The sequence below is a fragment of the Sinosporangium album genome (assembly GCF_900100605.1).
GTDB classification, from domain to species: Bacteria; Actinomycetota; Actinomycetes; order Streptosporangiales; family Streptosporangiaceae; genus Sinosporangium; species Sinosporangium album.
The window spans coordinates 76,916-96,709 of record NZ_FNCN01000010.1; the positions used below are offsets into that span (position 1 = coordinate 76,916).

Sequence of the window (19,794 nt, forward strand, 5' to 3'; positions counted from 1 at the left end):
TCTTGGACCGGTCCAGCAGGCGAGCCAGGGCCCCACCTTCAGCCGGTGAGCGACTCGCTCGTCGAGGGCCGGTATGGCGCCGATGCCGTTCGCGCCACGCTCACGCCTTGCGCGTCGGCGGGGTGAGAGCGGAGACCTGCCCTTGCGGTTCCGCAGCATGTTCAGGCTGCCAAGCGAAGTGGCACATGACCCGCTGCGCGTTCCGCCGCGCCTCCGGCGGGTTCGATTCACCGCACAGGGCCGTCGCGTCCGGGCAGCGTGGGTGGAAACGGCAGCCGGACGGGATCCGGAGCGGGCTGGGCGGCTCACCGCGCACCGCGACGCCGGGCTGCCGCCGACTGCGCGATGGGACCGCGTCGAGCAGCACACGGGTGTACGGGTGGCCCGGCCGGGCGAAGACCTCCACGACGGGGCCCTCCTCCACGACGGATCCCATGTACATGACAGCGACTCGGTCACAGAGCCCCCGGACGGTCGCGAGGTCGTGGGAGATGAAGAGCACTGTCAGGCCGAGCCGGTCACGCAGGTCGCGCAACAGGTTGAGTACGGCGCCCGCCACCGACGCGTCGAGCGCGGCGACGGCTTCGTCGGCGACCAGCACCTCCGGCTCGACGGCCAGCGCGCGTGCGATCGCGACCCGCTGGCGTTGACCGCCGGACAGCTCGCGCGGCAGCGCGGACAACTGCCGTTTCCCCAGCCCCACCATTTCGAGCAGCTCCAGCGCCCGGCCCTCGATCTCCTCGGCCGGGACGATGCGATGCCTGCGCAGCGGCTCCGCCAGCGTCTGCAGCACGGTACGCCGCGGATTGAGCGAGGAGCCCGGATCCTGGTAGATCATCTGAACGCGGCGGCGCATCTCCGGAGGGCGCCGCGACGGCACGGGAACGCCGTCGAGCAGGATCCGTCCGGCGGACGGCGAGGCGAGACCGACGACGACGCGTGCCAGCGTCGACTTGCCGCACCCGCTCTCTCCGACGAGGCCCAGAATCTCGCCGCGACCCAGGTGCAGGTCGACTGCGTCGACCGCGCGTACGCGCCGCCGATGGAGGAAGCCGACTCGCACCGGGTATTCCACGACGAGCCCCTCCACCCCGATGACCCGCCCGCTCATGTGGCCTCCAAACCGTGCGCGAGTGTGCCGTTGTGGACGCAGGCCGATCGATGTCCGGCCTCGCGGCCGTCGATGCCGTTGACGACGCCCTCACACGCCGTGTCTCGATGCCCGCAGCGGTCGAGGAAGCGGCAGGCCGAACCGTAGTCGATCGGATCGGGTGGGGAACCCGGGACTGATCGGAAGGGGCCGACCGGCCCGTCGATCGACGGGACCGCGTCGATCAGCGCGCGGGCGTACGGGTGCCGGGGCCGGTCGAGCACGTCCGACACGGTGCCAATCTCGATGATCTGCCCGGCGTACATGACCGCGACCACGTCGGCGATCTGGCGGATCACCGCGATGTCATGGCTGACGAAGATCATGCCCAGTCCCCGCTCGGTGCGAGCGGTGTTGAGCAGGCGGAGGATCTGCGCCTGCAGCGTCACGTCCAAAGCCGTGGTCGGCTCGTCGCACAGCAGGACTCGCGGGTCGGTGGCGAGTGCGAGCGCGATCGCCACCCGCTGGCGCATGCCGCCGCTCAGTTCGTGCGGGTAGGCGTTGAAGCGCACCTTGGGATCGGGGACTCCGACCGACGCCAGCAGCTCCACGGCCTGCCGTCTCGCGTCGGAACGCGAGGTTCCACCGCGACGACGTACCGTTTCGGCGATAAAGGTTCCCACGCGCATTGTCGGATCGAGCGACGCGTGCGAGTCCTGGAAGACCATCGCCAGCCCACGGCCGGCGACCTGACCGGCTTGGACCTCGGACGGCGCGGCCCCTGGCTGGAGACTCAGCCGGATCTTCCCTCCGGTGCGTTCGATCCCCGGCGGCAGCAACCCCATCGCGGCGCGCAGCGTGAGCGACTTTCCGCACCCCGACTCGCCGACGATGCCGAGGCACTGTGAGGCTCCGACCGCGAAGGAGACGCCGTCGAGCACGGTCAGCGCCGTGTCCTGCCGACGGATTGCCACACGCAGTCCGTCCACTTCGAGAAGCGGATGTGATGTCATCTGCCAACCTCTCCGCGATCCCTCAACCGGTCGCCGAGCGCCGCGACGCTGGAGCCGAGGATCACGATCGTGATGCCGGGGAAGGTCGCCAGCCACCAGTGGCTGCGGAGGTACAGCTGAGCCTCGGAAACCATCGCGCCGAGCTCCGGCGTGCCCGCCTTGACGCCGAGCCCGAAGAACGACAGGACCGCGATGCCCTGAAGCGCCATCCCCATGTCAGTGGCGAGATAGACGAAAGACTGGCGCAGGGAGTTCGGCAGCACGTGCTTGAACAGCACCGCGGTACGTGACAGGCCGAGCAGGTAGCTCGCGGAGACGTATTCCTGCTCCCGTACCCGGCGAACCTCCGTTCGGATAAGCCGCGCGTACACCACCCAGCCGAGCACGCTGAACGCGACGAGCAGCGACTGCGTACCCGGCCCGAGCACGAACACCAGGGCGATCAGCAGCACATAGACGGGAAGTGCCTGAAAGATGTCGGCCACCCAGCGCAGCGCCGCGTCCAGCACGCCGCCAAAGTAAGCGGCCACGGCGCCGATCAACGTTCCGATCAGCATCGGCAGCCCGGCGGCGAACACCATCAGCATCAGGTCGGTGCGGAGCGCGAACAGCAGGCGCGACAGGACGTCCCTGCCGAGCGCGTCGGTGCCGAGGAGATGGTCGGCGCTGGGAGGCTGAAGCTGGTTGAGTGTCAGTTGCCCCGGGTCGGCCGGCGCGAGCAGCGGTGCGAAGACCGCGGCCAGGATCGTGAGAGCCAGCAGCCAGGCGGCTGCCGAGCGCGTCCAGTGCTTCGCACGCGAGGCACGCGACTTCACGACGACGTCGGGGCCGGAAGCCGGGGGGGATACGGTCATCGCCATGTCGTCCTCGGATCGAGCAGTGCGACCGCCAGGTCGGCGAGCAGGTTGATCCCGATGATGGCCAAGCCGAAGATCAGCGTGAGAGCCTGGACCACCGGGAAGTCACGCTGGCTTGCGGCAGTGATCATCTCCGCCCCCAGCCCCGGCAGGCCGAATGTCTGTTCAACGATGACAGCGCCGAACAGCAGCGCGGCGGCCTGGATCGCCAGAAGGGTGATGGCCGGCGGCAGTGCGTTGCGCAGCAGATGCCGACGCACCAGCGGCCAGCCGGAGACGCCCAGCGAACGCGCGGTCGTCACGTGATCCGCGGTGAGCACCTGACTCAGGCTCGCGGCGGCACTCCGCGCCAGCAGTGGCATCACCGCCAGACCGATCGTCAACGAGGGCAGGATCATCGATCGGACCCGGTCCCCGAAATCGACCCCGAAACCTCCGACGGGCAGCCATCCAGTACCGAGTGCCAGCACTGATGCCAGCATCAGGCCCACCCAGAACGGAGGGCAGTTGATGATGATCGTGAGTGCGCGCGAGCATATCCGTGCGCCCCGCGATCGGGGGCGGAGCGCCATCAGCAGCGCGGCGGGCATTGCCAGCAATGTGCTGACGAGGAGGCCGCCGAAGAGCAGCCACACCGTCACACCGATCCGGTCGCCCACGATTGTGGTGATCGGGATCCCGGTGCGGTTCGATGTTCCCAGGTCGCCCTGCAGCAGATTCGAGACGTGTCTTCCGAACTGTTCGAAGATCGGGCGGTCGAGGCCGAGTTCGTGGCGGACCTGCACCACCTGCTCGGCGGTAGCCCGCGGCCCGGCGATGACGCGTGCGGGATCGCCGGGCATCATCTGCTGGAGCAGTACAACGATGAGCAGAAGCGCGGCCAGCACGGGAAACACCTGCGCTAACCTGCCTACCACGAAGTGCAGTCGTCCGGCGGACATGACTGCGTGCTCACCCCACCCAGAGCTGGTGAGCCGGGTAGGACAGGAACGGCGTGACCTCAAGCCCCTTGACCTTCGACGAGACGGCGAAGAGCCGGTCGGGGAAGGCCATCGGGATGTAGGGCAGATTGTCGTGGATCCATGTCTCGGCGACGCGCACGGCCTCCGCCCGCTCGTCGTCCGTCTGCGCCACCTCCAAGTGCTCGAAGGCATCCGAGATGGTCTTCATCGGCAGGCCGGAGTAGAGCCCGCCGGTGGCGACGATGAGGCCGAAGATATCGCCGACCGTCGGCGACACGCTGCTGACCTCACCCAGCGAGAGGTTGTAGTTCCCCTGCATCTGCCGGTCCACGAGCACCTGGGCCTCGAGCTTCTGCAGGTCGGCGTCGATGCCGATGGCGCGCAGCTGCGAAGCGACGACCTCTCCCGCCCTGGTGGAGAACGGCGTCGCCGCGTCGACGACCAGTTCGACCTTCGTTCCCGGCTTGTATGAGGACTTCGCGAGCTCCGCCTTCGCCTTCTCCACACCGGTGTCGTAGACGCAGCCACAACCGACCGAGCCCTGGACGCGCGGCGGGAGGCCGCCGGTGGCGGGGACGGCCAGCCCGCCGAAGACCGCCTGAATGTATTGGGCCCGGTCGATCGCCAAGCTGACCGCGCGCCGGAAGTGGACGTCGCTCCCGGGGGCCTTGGCGGCGTTGACGAAGACCCCGTGAATCGTCGCGGACGGATGGATGGGCATGCGCTCGTTCTCTGGGATCTGACCGGCGAGATCGAGCGGAACCCCCTCGATCATGTCGGCCTGACGGCTCTGGTAGCGGAGCATCTGCTGATTGGGGTCGGTCACCACGTCGTAGGTGAGGCGGTCCAGGTAGGGGCGTTCGGCATCGTAATAGCGCGGGTTGCGGTCGAGCACGAGCTGCTGGCCCGGCTTGTACGAGGCCACCACGAACGGCCCGGCGCCGATCGGCTTGGTGAAGAACTCCTTGCGGTCCATCCCGCCGAAGTCCTTCGGCACGACAATCGAGGAGCCATTGCTGAGCCAGGTGAGCGTGAACGTGCTCGCCTTGTTCATTTTGATGACGAGCGTCCGCGGGTCCGGTGTCGCGGTGCCGGTGATGGCCGCGTAAAGGGAGCCAAGGGAGAGGCCCTTACGCCACAGATCAACCGAGAACGCGGCATCCGCCGACGTCACGGGTTGCCCGTTGCTGAAGGTCAGCCCGGGACGCAGCGTGAAGGTGATGGTCTTCGCCTTGGCGTCCAGTTTCCAGCTCTCCGCGAGACCCGGCTCGATCGACTTGCCGTCCGCCCCGGGGCGTACGAGGCCCTCCATGACCTGGGGCAGGGTTTCGAACGTCGAGAGCTGGATCGCCTTGTCCAGATCCCAGCCGTCGATGTCGGACGCGCGCAGGATCGTGAGACTCCCACCACGTTTCGGCGTTCCGGTGTCGCGTGACACCTCGCCTTCGGCCGTTTTGTTGCCACCGTCCTTGCCACCACTGCCGCCGCAGCCGGTGACGAGTAAGGACAGGGCCAGCAGGACACACCCAACGGACTTGATTCTCACCATGGGAAAATCACCAGATTTCAAACAATCGATGAAGCATTTAGGCATGTCGCACTCGGGGGGCTGAGCGCGCCACCTGGGGGGGATAACCGGCCTGCCGGTCGACGTGCGAACAGCGTCGCGTCTTGGGCTGAAATGCTTAACGCAGGTTGGCCATCACGTGCTTGACGTGCGTGTAGTCCTCGAGTGAGTAGGCCGAGAGGTCCTTGCCGTAGCCGGACTGCTTGTACCCGCCGTGCGGCATCTCGGACGCGAGCGGGAAGTGGTCGTTGATCCACACGCAGCCGAAGCGCAGGGCCTTCGACAGGCGCAGGGCGCGGCCGATGTCACGCGTCCAGACCGAGGAGGCAAGGCCGTAGGGCGTGTCGTTGGCCCATGTGATCGCCTCGTCCTCATCGCTGAAGCGCTGCACGGTGATGACCGGGCCGAAGACCTCCGTCTGGATCAGCTCGTCGTCCTGCCGAAGGTCGGCGACGAGGGTCGGTTCGTAGAAGAAGCCCGGGCCGGCTACGGTACGGCCGCCCGTGACGACCTCCGCGTGGCCGGGACGGCGCCTTATGAAGCCGTCGACCCGTTCCCGCTGACGCAGGCTGTTGACCGGGCCGAGCGTCGTGTCCGGCGAGCGCATGTCCCCCATCACCAGCTCTTTCGCCTTCTCGGCCAAGCCGGCGACGAGGTCGTCGTAGACCCTGGAGGAGGCGAGCACGCGGGTGGCCGCGGTGCAGTCCTGGCCGGCGTTGTAGTAGCCGGAGGCGGAGATCGTCTCGATCACGGCGTCGATGTCGGCGTCGTCGAAGACCACGACCGGCGCCTTCCCACCGAGTTCGAGATGGACCCGCTTGAGCGTCCGAGCCGAGTGCTCGGCGACCCACTTGCCGGTGTCGACGGACCCGGTGAGCGAGACCAGTTCGATGTCGGGGTGCTCGACGAGCCGGGCGCCCGGCTCGTTTCCGCCGACGATGACGTTGAAGACCCCCTTGGGGAAGATGCCCGCGGCGAGTTCGGCGATCATGACCGTGGTGACCGGGGTCGTCGGCGCAGGCTTGAGCACCGTCGTGCAACCCGCCGCCAGCGCCGGGCCGATCTTCCAGACGGCCATCATCATCGGATAGTTCCACGGTGTGATCTGCCCGACGACGCCCACCGGCTCCCGGCGGATCATCGAGGTGTAGCCCTCCACGTATTCGCCGGCGGCCTTGCCCTCCAGGCAACGGGCCGCACCGGCGAAGAAACGCAGGTTGTCGACCATTCCCCCGATCTCATCGCGCTTCACCACATGCAGGGGTTTGCCGGCGTTGGCGGACTCGAGCTCGGCGAGTTCGTCACCGTGCTCCTCGAGCGCGTCGGCGAGTTTGAGCAGCGCGAGCGCCCGTGTTCCAGGAGTCGTGTCGGCCCAGGCGGGGAAGGCGGCCTTGGCCGCGGCCACCGCCCGGTCGACGTCTTCGGCATCGGACTGCGGTGCGTGCGCGATCGTCTCACCCGTCGCGGGGTTGAGCACGGGTGCCGACTCGCCGTTGAGCGGATCGGTGAACTCGCCGTCGATGAAGTTCTGCAGGACTCGCTTGCCAGTCATCCCTGTCTCCTGGTCGCCATGTACGTTGTGGGGTCATCGCCCGCGCCCATGGTCACGGTCGCCTCACCCAATGTCTTCCAGCGCGCCCCCGGCACGATGTCTCGTTCCTCACCGGCGTTCCTCACCGGCCGTTCCGCTCGCTCGCCGACTCGTCGAGGGAGACGGCCACTACGGCACGCCGGCGCAGCTCGACCTTGTCGATCTTGCCGATCGGCAGCTTCGGCAGGTCCCGCTCCAGCCAGAACACCTTCGGCACCTTGTAGTTGGCCAGTCGTGATCGAGCGAACCGCTGGAGTTCGTCTGAGGTGACCGATGCGTTCGACGCGATGAAGGCGTGCCCGACCTCGCCCCAGCGCTCGTCGGGCACGCCGACGACGGCCGCGAGCGCGACGGCCGGATGCTCTTCGAGCGCGGCCTCGATCTCGCGAGGGTAGACGTTGTAGCCGCCCGACTTGAACATCTGCTTGAGCCGGCCGACGAGCCGGATACGACCACCCGCCTCCTCCATGGCCAGATCGCCGGTGTGCAGCCAGCCGTCCTCGTCGATCGCCTCGTGCGTCGCTTCCGGGTTGCGGAAGTATCCGCGCGTGACGTAGTCGCCCCGGATGAGAAGCTCCCCGGCCTCGCCCGGAACGGCGGTCGTCCCATCGGAGCGCCGCAGCGCGACCTCGTAGTGCGGATCCACCCGTCCGACACTCCAGGCCAGCACGTCGAGCGGGTCGTCGGGATCGGTGTAGGTCACCGACCCGGTCGATTCGGTGAGGCTGTAGCTGGTGCCCAGCCGCGCCCCCGTCTTCGCCAGCGTGGCCAGCAGGCTTAACGGCGCGGCGGCTCCGCCCCACAGGATGTACTCCAGCGAGCTCAGGTCGCACTGCGACCACTCAGGTGTCTGCACCGCGGCCAGTAGCTGCGTCGGGATGCAGTACAGGTGAGTCAGACGCTCCCGTTCCACTGTGCGCAGCGCTCCGGCGGCGTCGAAACGTTCCATGAAGACCACGGTGCCGCCGGCCGTGAGGACCGAGGTGCAGATGTCGCCGAGCCCGCCGATGTGGTTGAGCGGGAGATCGCACAACTTACGCACTGCGTCGCCGTACCATCGCCCGGCCTGCACGACACCGCAGTACGCCAGCCCCGTGTGCGGCACGAGGGCGCCTTTCGGCTTGCCGGTGCTGCCCGACGTGTAGATCATGGCCGCCGGATCCAGCGGCTGGACCTGCGCGCGGGCGCTCGCCAGACGGTCGCCTCGATCTTCGGGTGTGACGTCGACGAACGCCTGGTAGGCGGTCGACAGACCGGCCACCTCGCGGTCACGCGTGACCACCTGCATCGACCCGAGGTCGCGTAACCGGCGCAGCGTTTCGGGCTGGGTCGGGTCGTCGGCGTCGAGCATGCCGAACAGCAGCTTCGGCTCACTATCGGCGACGACGTGGGCGAGCTCGGCGAAGGTGTACTTCGGGTTCAGGCCCACCCACACGCCGCCGATGCCGGCCGTCGCGAGGAAGACCACATAGCATTCCGGCTGCGGATGCCCCAGCAGCGCCACCCGGTCACCCCGCCGCAGGCCGGCGGCGAGCAGCGCGGCCGCGCACCGGTCGACATCGTCGCGCAGCCGCTCGTAGGTCCACCGGCCGGTATCCCCGACCAGAGCCTCCGACGTCGGGCGATGGGTGGCCCAGTGGTCGACGTAGTCGGTGATCCGGCTCAGACGGGGCACGCTCATGCCATGATCACCTCTCGGCGTGCGGACAGCAGCCGCTGAGCGTTCCCGCAGAACAGCGCTTCGAGCGTCTCGGCGCGCAGGCCCAGTCCACGCCACTCGTCCAGCGCCCGCCGATGGGGGAACACTGGCCAGTCCGTGGCGAACAGCACCTGGTCGCGGAGCACCCGGTCCATGAAACGCAGCATCATCTCCCAGCCCGACCCGGGCACGTCAAGATATTTGGGTGCCAGGCCGCCGAAGTCAATCAGAACGTTCGGGTGGCGCCGCGCGACGGACACGATCTCCGGAACCCAGGGCCACGCGCCATGACAGGCGATGAGCGTCGCCTCGGGGAAGTCGCACGCGACCTGGTCCAGGCGGACGGGGCGCTCGGGCTCGATCGGATGGCGGCGCGAGTAGTTGACACCGGTGTGTACGGCGATCGCCAGCCCCAGCTCGGTCGCCTTGGCGTAGATCGGGTACATCTGCCGGTCGTCGATCGCATGGCCGAAGAACGACGGCTGGACGTTGATCCCGTGCAGGCCGAGCGCGGCCACGCGCTCGATCTGCCGCACCGCACGCATGATGTTCATCGGCTCGAGCGTCACGGTCCCGAAGCCCGAGAAGCGGTCGGGGCGCAGGGTGACCTGCTCGGCGACCTCCTCGTTGAGGGCGTCGGCGTAGTCCCCGTGTTCGTACTCGGCGTGCAGTACGGCGTGCGATACACCGGCCGCGTCCATCTCCGCGAGGAGTTCATCCGTGCCCTTGTGCCAGCCGCTCCCGATGTCGAGAACCGCCTCGTACTGCGTGTAGACGTCCCCTGCGTCAGAGATCGGCGGGCGCGTGGCACTGGGCACGCGCACCCGGAAGTCGATCACCGTTGCGGGCGCCGCGGGGGGCAGGGACATGTTTTCTTCCTCCGTTGTCAGGGTCAAAGCGGGAGTCCGGCGGGCGTGCGGCGGCGCCACGGGTAGGCACGCTCGAGTTGGCCCGCGAGGGCGAGGACCGTGCCGTCACACCACCGGCCGCCGATGAGCTGGACGCCGAGCGGCAGGCCGGCCTGGGGCTCGACGAGGGGAATGGAGATGGCCGGCAGGCCCAGCATGTTGGCCAGCACGGTGAGCGAGGCGGTCTCCTCCGCCCGCCGCAACGGCAGCCACGGATCCGTGTCCTGTCCCTGCCAGAGGGCTCCCTCGCTCGGGGGCAGGACGGGGTTGGTCGGGGTGAGCAGGACATCGACGGCGTCCCACGCCTTGTACATCTCGGCCGAGCGCAGCTGAAGCTCCAGCACGGTCGTCACGTAGGTGAGGGAGTCGGTGTCGCGCGCGGCCTGTCGAAGGGTGCGGTTGAGCGGCTCGACGGCGGACTCGTCGATGACCACGCAGTCGGCCGATCCCGTCGCGTAGAGGAGGTCGAAGCGGGACTTGAACCAGTCCTGGTCGAGCCCCGGGATGGACTGCTCGACCACCTCGTGCCCGAGGTCGGAAAGAAGATCGGCCGCCCGGCGGACGACGGCCTCGGCCACCGGGTCGACCTCCGCGGGAAAGGCCGGCTGGAGGTTGAGCCCGATGCGCAGCCGTTCCGGGTCGCGCTGGGCCTGCCGGCGGAACGGCACGGCGGGCGGGGGGGCGCCGTACCATCCGGTCGGTGGAGCCGCGGCGAAGACATCGAGGATCGCCGCGGTGTCCTCCACGGTCCAGGTCAGCACCCCCTCCGTCGTGAAGCCCTCAAGGTAGTGCGCACTCGTCGGGACACGGCCACGGCTCGGCTTCAGCCCGACCAGCCCGCAGAAGCTGGCCGGCTCGCGGATCGAGCCCGCCCCGTCGGACCCGTGGGCCAACGGCAGCATTCCGGCCGCCACCGCCGCCGCCGCGCCGCCGCTGGAGCCTCCCGGGCTGTGGTCGAGATTCCACGGGTTACGCGTGACGCCGTGGCGGACGGACTCGGTGACCGACACAGTGCCGAACTCCGGCGACGTCGTCGCGCCGACGAATACGAAGCCGGCCTCGCGCAGGGCACGCACCGCCGGGGCGTCCGCGTCCATGAAGTGGTGCTCGATGGCGTTCGACGCGCTGCACAGGGGCCAGCCGCGGACCGGGTGAAGGTCCTTGATCGCGATGGGGACGCCGAGGAACGGTGGCAGCGTCCAGTTGCCGGAGACCGCGGTGTCCGCCACGTCGGCGGCCCTGCGGGCTTCTTCGGAGGCGACGTGGCAGAAGGCGTTCAACGCGGGATCGAGCGCGGCGATGCGCGTCAGATAACCTTCGAGGACTTCGCGTGAGCTGACCTCGCGGGCCGCGATACGGGCGGCGAGCTCAGTGGCGCTCGGCCAGCCCTCGGGACCGGTGCCGACGGGCTCCGCGAGGGCGTGTGGGGGGAGGGTCTCGGTCATCGTGCCTCCTTGGAGAAGTGGGCAAGACGGCGGGCAGGACGCCGGCCGGGGGTGGGGTCACTGGCGCGCAGAAGCCGCGTGTAGGGATGCTCGGGTTTGTCCAGCACCTGCGAGGTCGTGGCTGATGGAGAGGTAGGCCACCCCGCCGGTCATGATCAGGGGCAGTGCGATCGCTGCCGTCGCAGTGCTTTTCCGCCGCACGTGTTGCATGTCGATCTGCCAATCGCGCCATGGGTGCCACTGATCGCTCAGCGCCCCTAAGCTATTCGAACGATCGCTCAAATAAGGGCTGATGTCAAGAGCTGGGAAGACAGTCAGGAAAGAGGAAAAGCAGCTGTCAGACAGACTGCTCGACTTCGGCGAGCGCGTCTGCGAGGACGTCGAGGAACAGCTCACAATCGGCCGCCGTCAGCACGAGCGGCGGCTTGATCTTGAGGACGTTGTCGTCCGGCCCGTCGGTGGAGAGCAGGACCCCGCGCGCCTTGGCCGCCTCCTTGACCGCTGCGGCCTGCGCGGTGGCCGGTCGCCGGTCTTCAAGGCTCAGCTCGACCCCGAGAAAGAGTCCCTCGCCGCGGACATCCCCGATGAGCGGGTGCCGTTCCTGAAGGCGGCGCAAGCCGTTCAGGAGCTGGTCGCCGCGCCGGCGGGCGTGTGCCTGCAGACCCTCGTCACGCATGACGTCGAGAACGGCCAGTCCCACCTCGGCGGAGACCGGGTTGCCGCCGAAGGTGTTGAACCACTCCATCCCGGTCACGAACGACTGCGCGACCTCGGGGGTCGTCACCACGGCGGCAAGGGGATGGCCGTTGCCGAGCGGCTTTCCCATCGTGACGATGTCGGGCACGACGCCTTGCAGCTCGAAGCCCCAGACGTGCCGGCCCACGCGTCCGAGGCCCACCTGCACCTCGTCCGCGACGCACAGGCCGCCGGCCTTTCTGACGTGTTCGAACGCGCTGCTGAGGTAGCCGCCAGGGTAGACGACCTGGCCGCCGCAGCTCTGCAGGGATTCGGCGAAGAACGCGGCCGGGCGCCGCCCCGCTGCGTTGAGCGCGAAGAGCCGCTCGGCGACGGAGTCGGCGTACCGGGGGCCGAGATCGTCGTCCTGCCCGGCCCGAAGCCGCCCGCGGTAGGGATCCGGCAGCTCACAGACATGCGTGGTGTCCGGTCGGCCGCGCCCGCCGGCGCGGTTGAACTTGTACGGGCTCAGGGCCACCTGCGAGCTGAGATGCCCGTGGTAGGCATGGTCGAGGACCAGAGTGTCGACCGCGCCGGTGTGGGCCATGGCCAGCCGCAGTGCCAGGTCGTTGGCCTCAGAGCCGGAATTCACGAAGAAGCAGACCCGCAGCGGGTCCGGCAGGAGTTGGACCAGCCGGCGGGAGTAGTCGACGACCGACTCGTGCAGATACCGGGTGTTGGTGTTGAGGCGCGTCGCCTGCCGATGGGCGGCGGCGACGACCCGGGGATGACAGTGGCCCACGTGGCAGACGTTGTTGACCAGGTCCAGCCATGACCTGCCGGAAGCGTCGAAGAGGTAGGCGCCCTCGCCGCGGACGATATGCAGTGGCTCGCGGTAGGAGATGCTCATGGCCCTGCTGAAATTCGTGCGGCGCCGGGCGGCGATGCCGGCCGCGTCGCGTCGCGGGCGGGTCGCGACGCCGGCCTCGCGGCCCAGGAACAGGTTGGGGTCGGCGCTGACGCTCATCCACAGATCCGCCTCCTCGGCCGGCCCCGCACCCGGGAAGGCGGCACCGAAGCCCAGCAGGTGCGTCAGCAGCTGAAGATGCAGGTGGGGCGGCCGGCCGCCGGGGTGCTCCTCGTCGCCGAGGGTTCCCAGCTCGTCGCCCGCCTCCAGTTCGAAGCCGGGGACGAGCCGGGCGATCGACACCGGATCCAGGTGCCGGTAGAGCGTCCAGAACGGCACACCGTCCTCTGTACGGTGTTCCAGCACGACCGTCCCCGCCGGATCGGCCGCCACCGCGTGCACGACGCCGGGCAGCGGGCAGCGCACGCTGCTTCCCGCGTCGGCGTAGAGATCGCATCCCAGGTGAACCGACCGCCGGTGGCCGCCGGACTCATCCGACTGCCGCGCCTGGTGGGTCTGCCGGTCCTCGCCGTAAGGGCCCAGGGCGAAGGCGGCGCCCGCGCGGGTGACGTGATCGCGCACCCAGGCGGATGCGACCGCGGGATCCGCGGGTTGGGCGACGTCGAACGGCGCGTCGTTCCAGCCGAGCGTGACCGTGCGTGCGGTGCCGACGTCCTCGCCCAGGACGGACATGGGATCGGCCGCACCGGACTCGAAATGCCGCCGCACCGCACGTGCCCGCGGGTTGGCCTCGAAACCGACCGCGTCGCGCAGCCGGAAGTGGGCGAGGTCGGAGCTGGTGCCGGCCAGCCGTCGCAGTGCCTGTGTCACCCCGTGCTGGCTGATGAGCAGGTAGTCATTGGCCGGGTCCTTGGCGTGCTGGTGAGCGGACATGCACACGCTTATGGCCAGCCGGGTGCGCATGAGGTCGAACAGCACCTCAAGTTCCGCCGGCTGCAGCGGTGAGACCTCGTCATAGCCCGCGACCAGGGGCAACACCTCTCCCAGTGGATCGGCATGGCCTTGCATGGCATAGGCGCCCGCCACCGCCAGACCGCAGATACGGGGGTTCCACGCCACGTCGCCGAAGTCGATGAGTCCCGCGACGCCGCCGGCGTCGTCCACCAGGATGTTGAGTTCGTTGGCGTCGTTGTGGATGACCTGGTGAGGCAGCGCGGCGATCCGCGGTAAGACGTGGTCACGGTAGCGATCGAAGACCTCCAGCACCAGCGGCCGGAGTCTGTCGGCGACCTGGGGCGCGAAGGCCGCGACCCGGGGTGCGCTGGTCAGATTCCACAGCAACTCGCGCCGCATGGCCGGGTGGGTGAAGTCTCCCAGCGCGCGGTCGACGATCGCCACATGACGGCCGAGGTCACGCAGGCGCTCCACCGTCGGCGTCACCTCGGCCCAGGGATGCCCGCTTACCCAGGTCAGCATCCGCGCAGTGCGCTCGCTGCCGGCCCATGGTGTCCGTACAGCGGAGCGGCCGTCCCGCGCCCGCACCACGCGCGGGGCCGGGGGTGGGTTGTCCTGTTCCGCCAGGTGCAGCAGCACGGCGTCCTGGAGTTCGAGCTCCGCCGGATCGGTGTCCGGAGCGTGGAGTTTGAAGACGTAGCGCTCGCCGTCGGCGGTGCGCAACCGGAAGTTCAGGTCCGTCTCGCCGGGGAGACGATCCAGGCGCCCCCGCAGGCCGTAGAGCGTGTACGCGATCCGAGCGGCCTGATCAAGCTCGTCGCCGTCGGTCGGAGAAGTCGCGGCTCGGCCATCAGCGCGCTCACCGCCGCCGAGATGGCCTTCTTTCGTATGCATGGCATCTCTCCACCCGCGTTCAAGGGTCGTCGGCGATCGCTCGACGGACGAAATGTATTCGAACGATCGCTCAAATTGAAGAGGATGTCAAGGGTGTTATCCGGAGAAATGTCGCTGCCACGCACATGGTCCGGCCATGACGGGATCCGGTATGCGTGGCAGTCGGAGAAGGTGATCGCCCGGTGATCGCGGGGAGGCGGGCGCTACAGCCCGGTAGGCTTTTCGCGCGGCTCAATCGTCAGCTCGGCACGCCGCAGCAGCAGTTGGGTATCCGGTAGATTCACGTCACAGGCTTCCAGAGCGCGTCCTTCACGACTCGCGCCCATCAGGGCGAGTCCCATCTCGGCGAAACGCTCGCAGAGCTGCGGGATCTTCAGTTCGCCGTGCGGGCGATACCAGTGGGCCACGCCGGTCGTCATCTGCAGCAACGCGAGCCGTGCCACGGTGCCGCGGTCCTTGAAGGTGCCGTCATGGACCCCGGCCGAAAGGATCGACGACCACACCGTTTCGTAGGCGTCCCGCTGCTGCAGGATGTCCTGCCGTACCTGCCCGGTCAAGGCGTGGAACTCGTGGTCGGCCACTTTGGCGGCCCGGGGGTTGCGGGCGTGGAAGGCGACGTGGGAGGCGATGACCGCGGCCAGGCGCTCAGCCGGATCCGCGACATCACGCAGGGTCTCCTCACCGCTGGAGACCAGGACGTCAAGAGTCCGGCGCATGACCGCTTCCAGGAGCTCGTCCTTGGACGACGCGTAATAGTACATCGCCGAGACGGCGACGCCTGCGGCGTCCGCGATGTCGCGGATTCCCGTGCCGTGGAAACCCCGCTCGGAGAAGAGCCAGGTAGCGGTGCGAAGGAGGTGCAGCTCTGTCTGCTCGGACTGTGCCCGGCGCGAGGAGCCGGCCCTGATCCGGCCGCCTCTGGGACGGCGGTTACCGCCGTTCTGGTTGGTAGTGGCCATCGCTTCGACTATCCCACAGTGAGGATGGCGGCGGGGTTGTCCACCGTGACCATCATGATCTCGGCGTCACTCATCCCCATGTGCCGCATCAACGGGAGGGCGCTCTCAAGGATGTGGGTGTATCCGGGACCACCGTAGCGACGGAGATACACCTTCTGGCAGATGTCCTGGGCGACCAGCAGTCGGTCGCCGAATCCCGCTTCGATCAACATCTGCAGCCATTCGATCCGGGTGCGGTCGTTGGGGCGGCGCGCGTCGGGGTTGAAGGCGTAGTAGCTGGATTCCTGGCCGAACAGGTCGAGCTCCAGGTAGCACCCCGTCCGGGCGAGTTCGAGCAGGTCGTCGGACCGCCAGAGCGTTCGGTCGAGATGGGACATGATCGTCCGCTCCGGCTGTCCGCCCGCATCCATGACCGTGCGCAAGGCGTGTAACGGCGCTTCGGGATGGCGGCCGGGATGGATCTGCAGCGGTGCCCCGGTCGCCACCTGCGCTCGACAGGCCGCCCGGAGCACCTTCTCCTCGACCGGATGCACGGGCCAGCTCAGGCCGATCTCTCCGACGACCCCGGCGCGGACGCCGGTGTCGTCCACGCCGACCTCCACGTCCCGCGTGATCTCGTCCCGAACGGCGTCCACGGGCATGTCGGCCAGGCCCGCGGGGTGGTAGTCGCGAGAGTAATAGCCGCTGCCCATCACGATGTGGACCCCGGTGGCACGCGACACCCGGGCCAGCCCGAGCGGGTCGCGCCCCATCCCCACACAGGATGAGTCCACCACCGCGCCGCCTCCGGCGGACCGGTAGAGCGACAGCTCCTCGACGGCGTCCGTCTCGGAGAGCAGCCGCAGGTTGTCGAGGTTCAGGACGGTGCGCCGGATCCAGTCGTAGTTGTCGGGCCGCACCGGTTCGGCGACCTTCGCGCGCACCGACGCGGGGAACTCCCGGGCGACGGCCGGCTGCTCCGGGCTCGACGGCGGCGCGCCGGCCACCGGCTGGAGACCCCACGGCTGGATGATCGCCGACATGTCGCACAGGACGTGTTCGTGTGGCTGAGTATGCCCGAGCTCGGCGGGCTCGATGTCGCCGAGCACGGTGCGAACGCGACGAGCCGGCCGCGGCGGAAGATCTGCCATGGCCTTAGTCTATCGATCGTTTGGACAAATAACCACTCGTGAAAGATCGTTTCACTTCCACTGTTGGGTCGCGTCGGGAATGTCCCCCGCTCACTCGCCATCGTGGGTGTCCACCTGATCGGGGCCGGCCGCATGGTGTGGCCGCCGGGTGTGGCCGCGGGGTGTCAGAGGAAGTTCACGTTTTGCGCGAGTGCGAGCCGGCCCGAGTAGTTGATGGTGTTGGTCGCCGCACGCATGTACGCGCGCCAGGAGTCGGAGCCGGATTCGCGTCCCCCACCGGTCTCCTTCTCGCCGCCGAACGCGCCGCCGATCTCCGCGCCTGACGTGCCGATGTTGACATTGGCGATGCCGCAGTCGGATCCGTCGGCGGCGAGAAAGCGTTCGGCTTCCTGCTGGTCCCGGGTGAAGATGCTGGAGGACAGCCCCTGCGGCACGTCGTTGTGCAGGGCGATGGCCTCCTCCAGTGTCCGGTAGGTCTGCACGTAGAGAATCGGCGCGAAGGTCTCCTGGCGCACGATGTCGGTCTGCTCGGTGACCCGGACGATGGCGGGCTCGACGTAGAACGCGTTCACCGCCGAGTCGGCGAGCTGGCGCCGTCCGCCAGTGAGGATCTCGCCTCCTTCGGCCTGCGCGGCCGTCAACGCCGCCTGCATCGCGTCGTGGGCCTGCCCGGAGATAAGTGGTCCCACGAGGGTGCCCTCCTGGAACGGGTCGCCGATGGGCAGCCTGCGATAGGCGGTGGTGAGCCGGTCGACCAGGGTGTCGGCGATGTCGGTGTGCGCGATGAGCCGCCGCAGGCTCGTGCAGCGCTGCCCCGCCGTACCGGCCGCCGCGAACACGATCCCGGCCATCGCCAAGTCGAGGTCGGCCGACGGGGCGACGATGGTGGCGTTGTTCCCGCCCAGTTCCAGCAGGGAGCGACCGAAGCGGGCCGCGACGCGCGGACCGACCTCGCGGCCCATGCGCACCGAACCGGTGGCGCTGACCAGCGCGATTCGCCGGTCGTCGACCAGTTGCTCGCCGAGGGCGCGATCGCCGAGCACCAGTCGATGCACGTCGCGTGAGACCGCGACCTCGTCGGCCGCCATCGCCAGCAGGCGATCGCAGGCCAGTGAGGTCAGCGGGGTCAACTCCGAGGGCTTCCAGACGACGGTGTCGCCACAGACCAGCGCCACGGCGGTGTTCCACGCCCATACGGCCGCCGGGAAGTTGAAGGCGGAGATCACGCCGACGACGCCGAGCGGATGCCAGGTCTCGGTCAACCGATGTCCCGGCCGTTCCGAGGCGATGGTACGGCCGTAGAGCTGACGGGACAGGCCGACCGCGAACTCGCAGATATCGATCATCTCTTGCACCTCGCCGAGCGCCTCCGAGCGGATCTTGCCCACTTCGATGGTGATGAGCTCGGCCAGCTCGCTTTTGTGCTCGCGCAGAAGCTCCCCGAGCCTGCGGACCAGTTCTCCGCGGTGGGGCGCGGGCACGGTCCGCCAGGACAGGAACGCCTCGTGCGCGGCGGTGATCGCCCTGTCGGCGTCCGCAGGAGTCGCGGCGCTGAGACCCAGCAGGTCCTCGCCGGTGATCGGCGTCCGAGCCCGCAGGCCGTCGCCCTCCTCGAACGTGACGCCCAGGCGGGTCAGGCTGCCCAGCGCGCGCTCGCGCAGGGATTCGGTGGTGGGAAGCGCGGTTACCTGCTGACTCATAAGTGTCTCTCCGTCGAAGTCGGGTGTCGGGTGTCGCGCGGACGGGGCGGGACGGGGCGGGACGGCTACCTGATGGCTTCGGTCAGTCCGAACGCCTGGGCGACGTGTTCGAGGGATTTTCCTTGCTGTTCCGCATAGAGGGCGAACGGGTCGAGCACCGGGCGTCCGATCTCATCGGAAAGCCGGTCGGCGTCGTAGCGGGCGGCTGCTTGAGTGTCGTTCCTCGAACCCTTCCCGCTCAGGTTGGACTGGAAGATCCCGGCCGCCGAGCGGGGCAGGAAGTCCTCGTAGACGATGGGTACGGCGCGCACCCAGCCCTGGTCGATGAGAGTGGCGAGGTCGGCCGTCGGTTTCCGCCCGTCGCGGGAGCGGTCGAGCACTGGATCATAGGTGAAGAACGCCTGCCGCTCGACCGCGAGATCCCGCTCCGTGGCGGGGAACCCCTGTTCCCAGATCGATCGGGCGACCTCGCCGCGATCGGCGTCGGGACAAGCGGCCAGATGGGCGTCGGTCTTGGCCAGCAGGGTGTCATAGCCGACCCGGCCGGCGGGAGTGAGCGCGATCCCACGAGCCTCCACCTCACCGAACCGCACGCGCAGCGATCCTGTTGCGACGCTGCCGTCCGGCTGGCGCAGGGCGCGCGGTTCGGCGAGCGCCCGAAACGACGTCTGGCGCAGCAGCACATCCGGACCCGACCAACGTGGCGGCCCCTGAATCGCGTCGATCATCGCAACGCCACGGCCGGTCATCCTCCGGTAGAGATCGTCGATGTCGAGCACCCGGGGTGTCAGGTGATTGATATGCGTGCTGGTCACGCCGCCGATGTCGGCGGCGACTCCGGAGACCCGGGCCAGCGTCTCGTACCAGGCCCGGTCGACCGGCTCGGTGGACAGCTCGAATGCCTGGACGGCAAGGTGGAGGAAGCGTTCGGCTGCGGCCTCCGGCAACTCCCCGTGCCATTCGGCCTGATCAGCGAGCTCCAGCAGCTCAGGCGGGAAAAGCTGCCGCGCCGCGAGGAACCTCTCCAGCCGTTCCCGCAGGTCCGGCGTGAAGAAACGGGGATCGGCCGGGGTGAGCATGGAGGTGAAGACCCGGAACGGATTGCGTGCCAGTTCCCCGGCCTCGACGGGACGGAAAGCCGTCGAGACCACGGGCACGGCGCTGGAGGCGGCTTCCCGAAGGTCATAGAACCCGACCGGGTGCATACCCAGCGCCCCGAAGATGCGGGCGACCTGGTGCAGCTCGGCGGGGGTGCCGACCCGGATGGCGCCGTGCCGCTCGGCGGTGACCCTGCTGATGGATCCCAGCCGCTCAGCCTCCGCTCCCGCCCGCCGCAGGACGTTCTGATTGACCTCGCGGGATACCTCTACGAGCGTTGTGTAGGCGGGAACCTCCCGCCCGTACATCTCCGACAGCCGCTGCGCGAACGCCGCGCGCAGCCGCCATTGGGCGATCATTTTCATGAGCTGCCTTTCGAGTTGG

At 68.7% G+C, this 19,794-nt stretch carries 14 protein-coding genes; all 14 read right to left on the minus strand.

Annotation, left to right across the window (positions count from 1 at the left end; all coding sequences use genetic code 11):
* Positions 1 to 100: 100 nt before the first annotated feature.
* A complete protein-coding gene (locus BLQ73_RS12640) occupies positions 101 to 1,111 on the minus strand; it encodes an oligopeptide/dipeptide ABC transporter ATP-binding protein (RefSeq protein WP_093170619.1) in 1,011 nt (336 codons plus the stop codon).
* The gene (locus BLQ73_RS12645) at positions 1,108 to 2,103 is read right to left on the minus strand and encodes an ABC transporter ATP-binding protein (protein WP_093170620.1); all 996 of its coding nucleotides are present in this window, start codon (positions 2,101 to 2,103) and stop codon (positions 1,108 to 1,110) included. The genes BLQ73_RS12640 and BLQ73_RS12645 overlap by 4 nt, the downstream gene beginning before the upstream one ends.
* A complete protein-coding gene (locus BLQ73_RS12650; RefSeq protein ID WP_176955406.1) occupies positions 2,100 to 2,957 on the minus strand; it encodes an ABC transporter permease in 858 nt (285 codons plus the stop codon). The genes BLQ73_RS12645 and BLQ73_RS12650 overlap by 4 nt, the downstream gene beginning before the upstream one ends.
* Positions 2,954 to 3,901: an ABC transporter permease gene (locus tag BLQ73_RS12655; RefSeq protein ID WP_275936287.1), complete on the minus strand. Its 948-nt coding sequence runs from the start codon at positions 3,899 to 3,901 to the stop codon at positions 2,954 to 2,956. The genes BLQ73_RS12650 and BLQ73_RS12655 overlap by 4 nt, the downstream gene beginning before the upstream one ends.
* A gap of 10 nt (positions 3,902 to 3,911) precedes the next feature.
* Complete coding sequence (locus tag BLQ73_RS12660; protein WP_176955408.1) at positions 3,912 to 5,471, minus strand: ABC transporter substrate-binding protein; 1,560 nt, start codon at positions 5,469 to 5,471, stop codon at positions 3,912 to 3,914.
* Positions 5,472 to 5,607: 136 nt separating this feature from the next.
* Positions 5,608 to 7,041, minus strand: coding sequence for a gamma-aminobutyraldehyde dehydrogenase (locus BLQ73_RS12665; RefSeq protein ID WP_093170624.1), 1,434 nt, complete (start codon positions 7,039 to 7,041; stop codon positions 5,608 to 5,610).
* A 121-nt stretch (positions 7,042 to 7,162) separates the two neighbouring features.
* Positions 7,163 to 8,761 (minus strand): class I adenylate-forming enzyme family protein, encoded by a 1,599-nt coding sequence (locus tag BLQ73_RS12670; RefSeq protein ID WP_093170625.1) that lies wholly within the window; start codon positions 8,759 to 8,761, stop codon positions 7,163 to 7,165.
* Entirely contained in the window at positions 8,758 to 9,648 is an 891-nt protein-coding gene (locus tag BLQ73_RS12675; RefSeq protein WP_093170626.1) for an amidohydrolase family protein, read from the minus strand. The genes BLQ73_RS12670 and BLQ73_RS12675 overlap by 4 nt, the downstream gene beginning before the upstream one ends.
* A gap of 23 nt (positions 9,649 to 9,671) precedes the next feature.
* Positions 9,672 to 11,132: an amidase gene (locus tag BLQ73_RS12680; RefSeq protein WP_093170627.1), complete on the minus strand. Its 1,461-nt coding sequence runs from the start codon at positions 11,130 to 11,132 to the stop codon at positions 9,672 to 9,674.
* Between the two features lie 337 nt (positions 11,133 to 11,469).
* Entirely contained in the window at positions 11,470 to 14,523 is a 3,054-nt protein-coding gene (locus BLQ73_RS12685; protein WP_093170628.1) for an aminotransferase class III-fold pyridoxal phosphate-dependent enzyme, read from the minus strand.
* A 203-nt stretch (positions 14,524 to 14,726) separates the two neighbouring features.
* Entirely contained in the window at positions 14,727 to 15,482 is a 756-nt protein-coding gene (locus BLQ73_RS12690; RefSeq protein WP_093170629.1) for a TetR/AcrR family transcriptional regulator, read from the minus strand.
* A gap of 8 nt (positions 15,483 to 15,490) precedes the next feature.
* Positions 15,491 to 16,612, minus strand: a complete 1,122-nt coding sequence (locus BLQ73_RS12695; protein WP_093170630.1) for a phosphotriesterase family protein — start codon at positions 16,610 to 16,612, stop codon at positions 15,491 to 15,493.
* Positions 16,613 to 16,776: 164 nt separating this feature from the next.
* On the minus strand, positions 16,777 to 18,312 hold the full coding sequence (gene amaB / locus BLQ73_RS12700) for an L-piperidine-6-carboxylate dehydrogenase (RefSeq protein ID WP_093170631.1): 1,536 nt from the start codon (positions 18,310 to 18,312) through the stop codon (positions 16,777 to 16,779).
* A 65-nt stretch (positions 18,313 to 18,377) separates the two neighbouring features.
* Positions 18,378 to 19,775 (minus strand): 2-oxoadipate dioxygenase/decarboxylase, encoded by a 1,398-nt coding sequence (gene hglS / locus BLQ73_RS12705; protein ID WP_245691035.1) that lies wholly within the window; start codon positions 19,773 to 19,775, stop codon positions 18,378 to 18,380.
* Between the last annotated feature and the right edge of the window lie 19 nt (positions 19,776 to 19,794).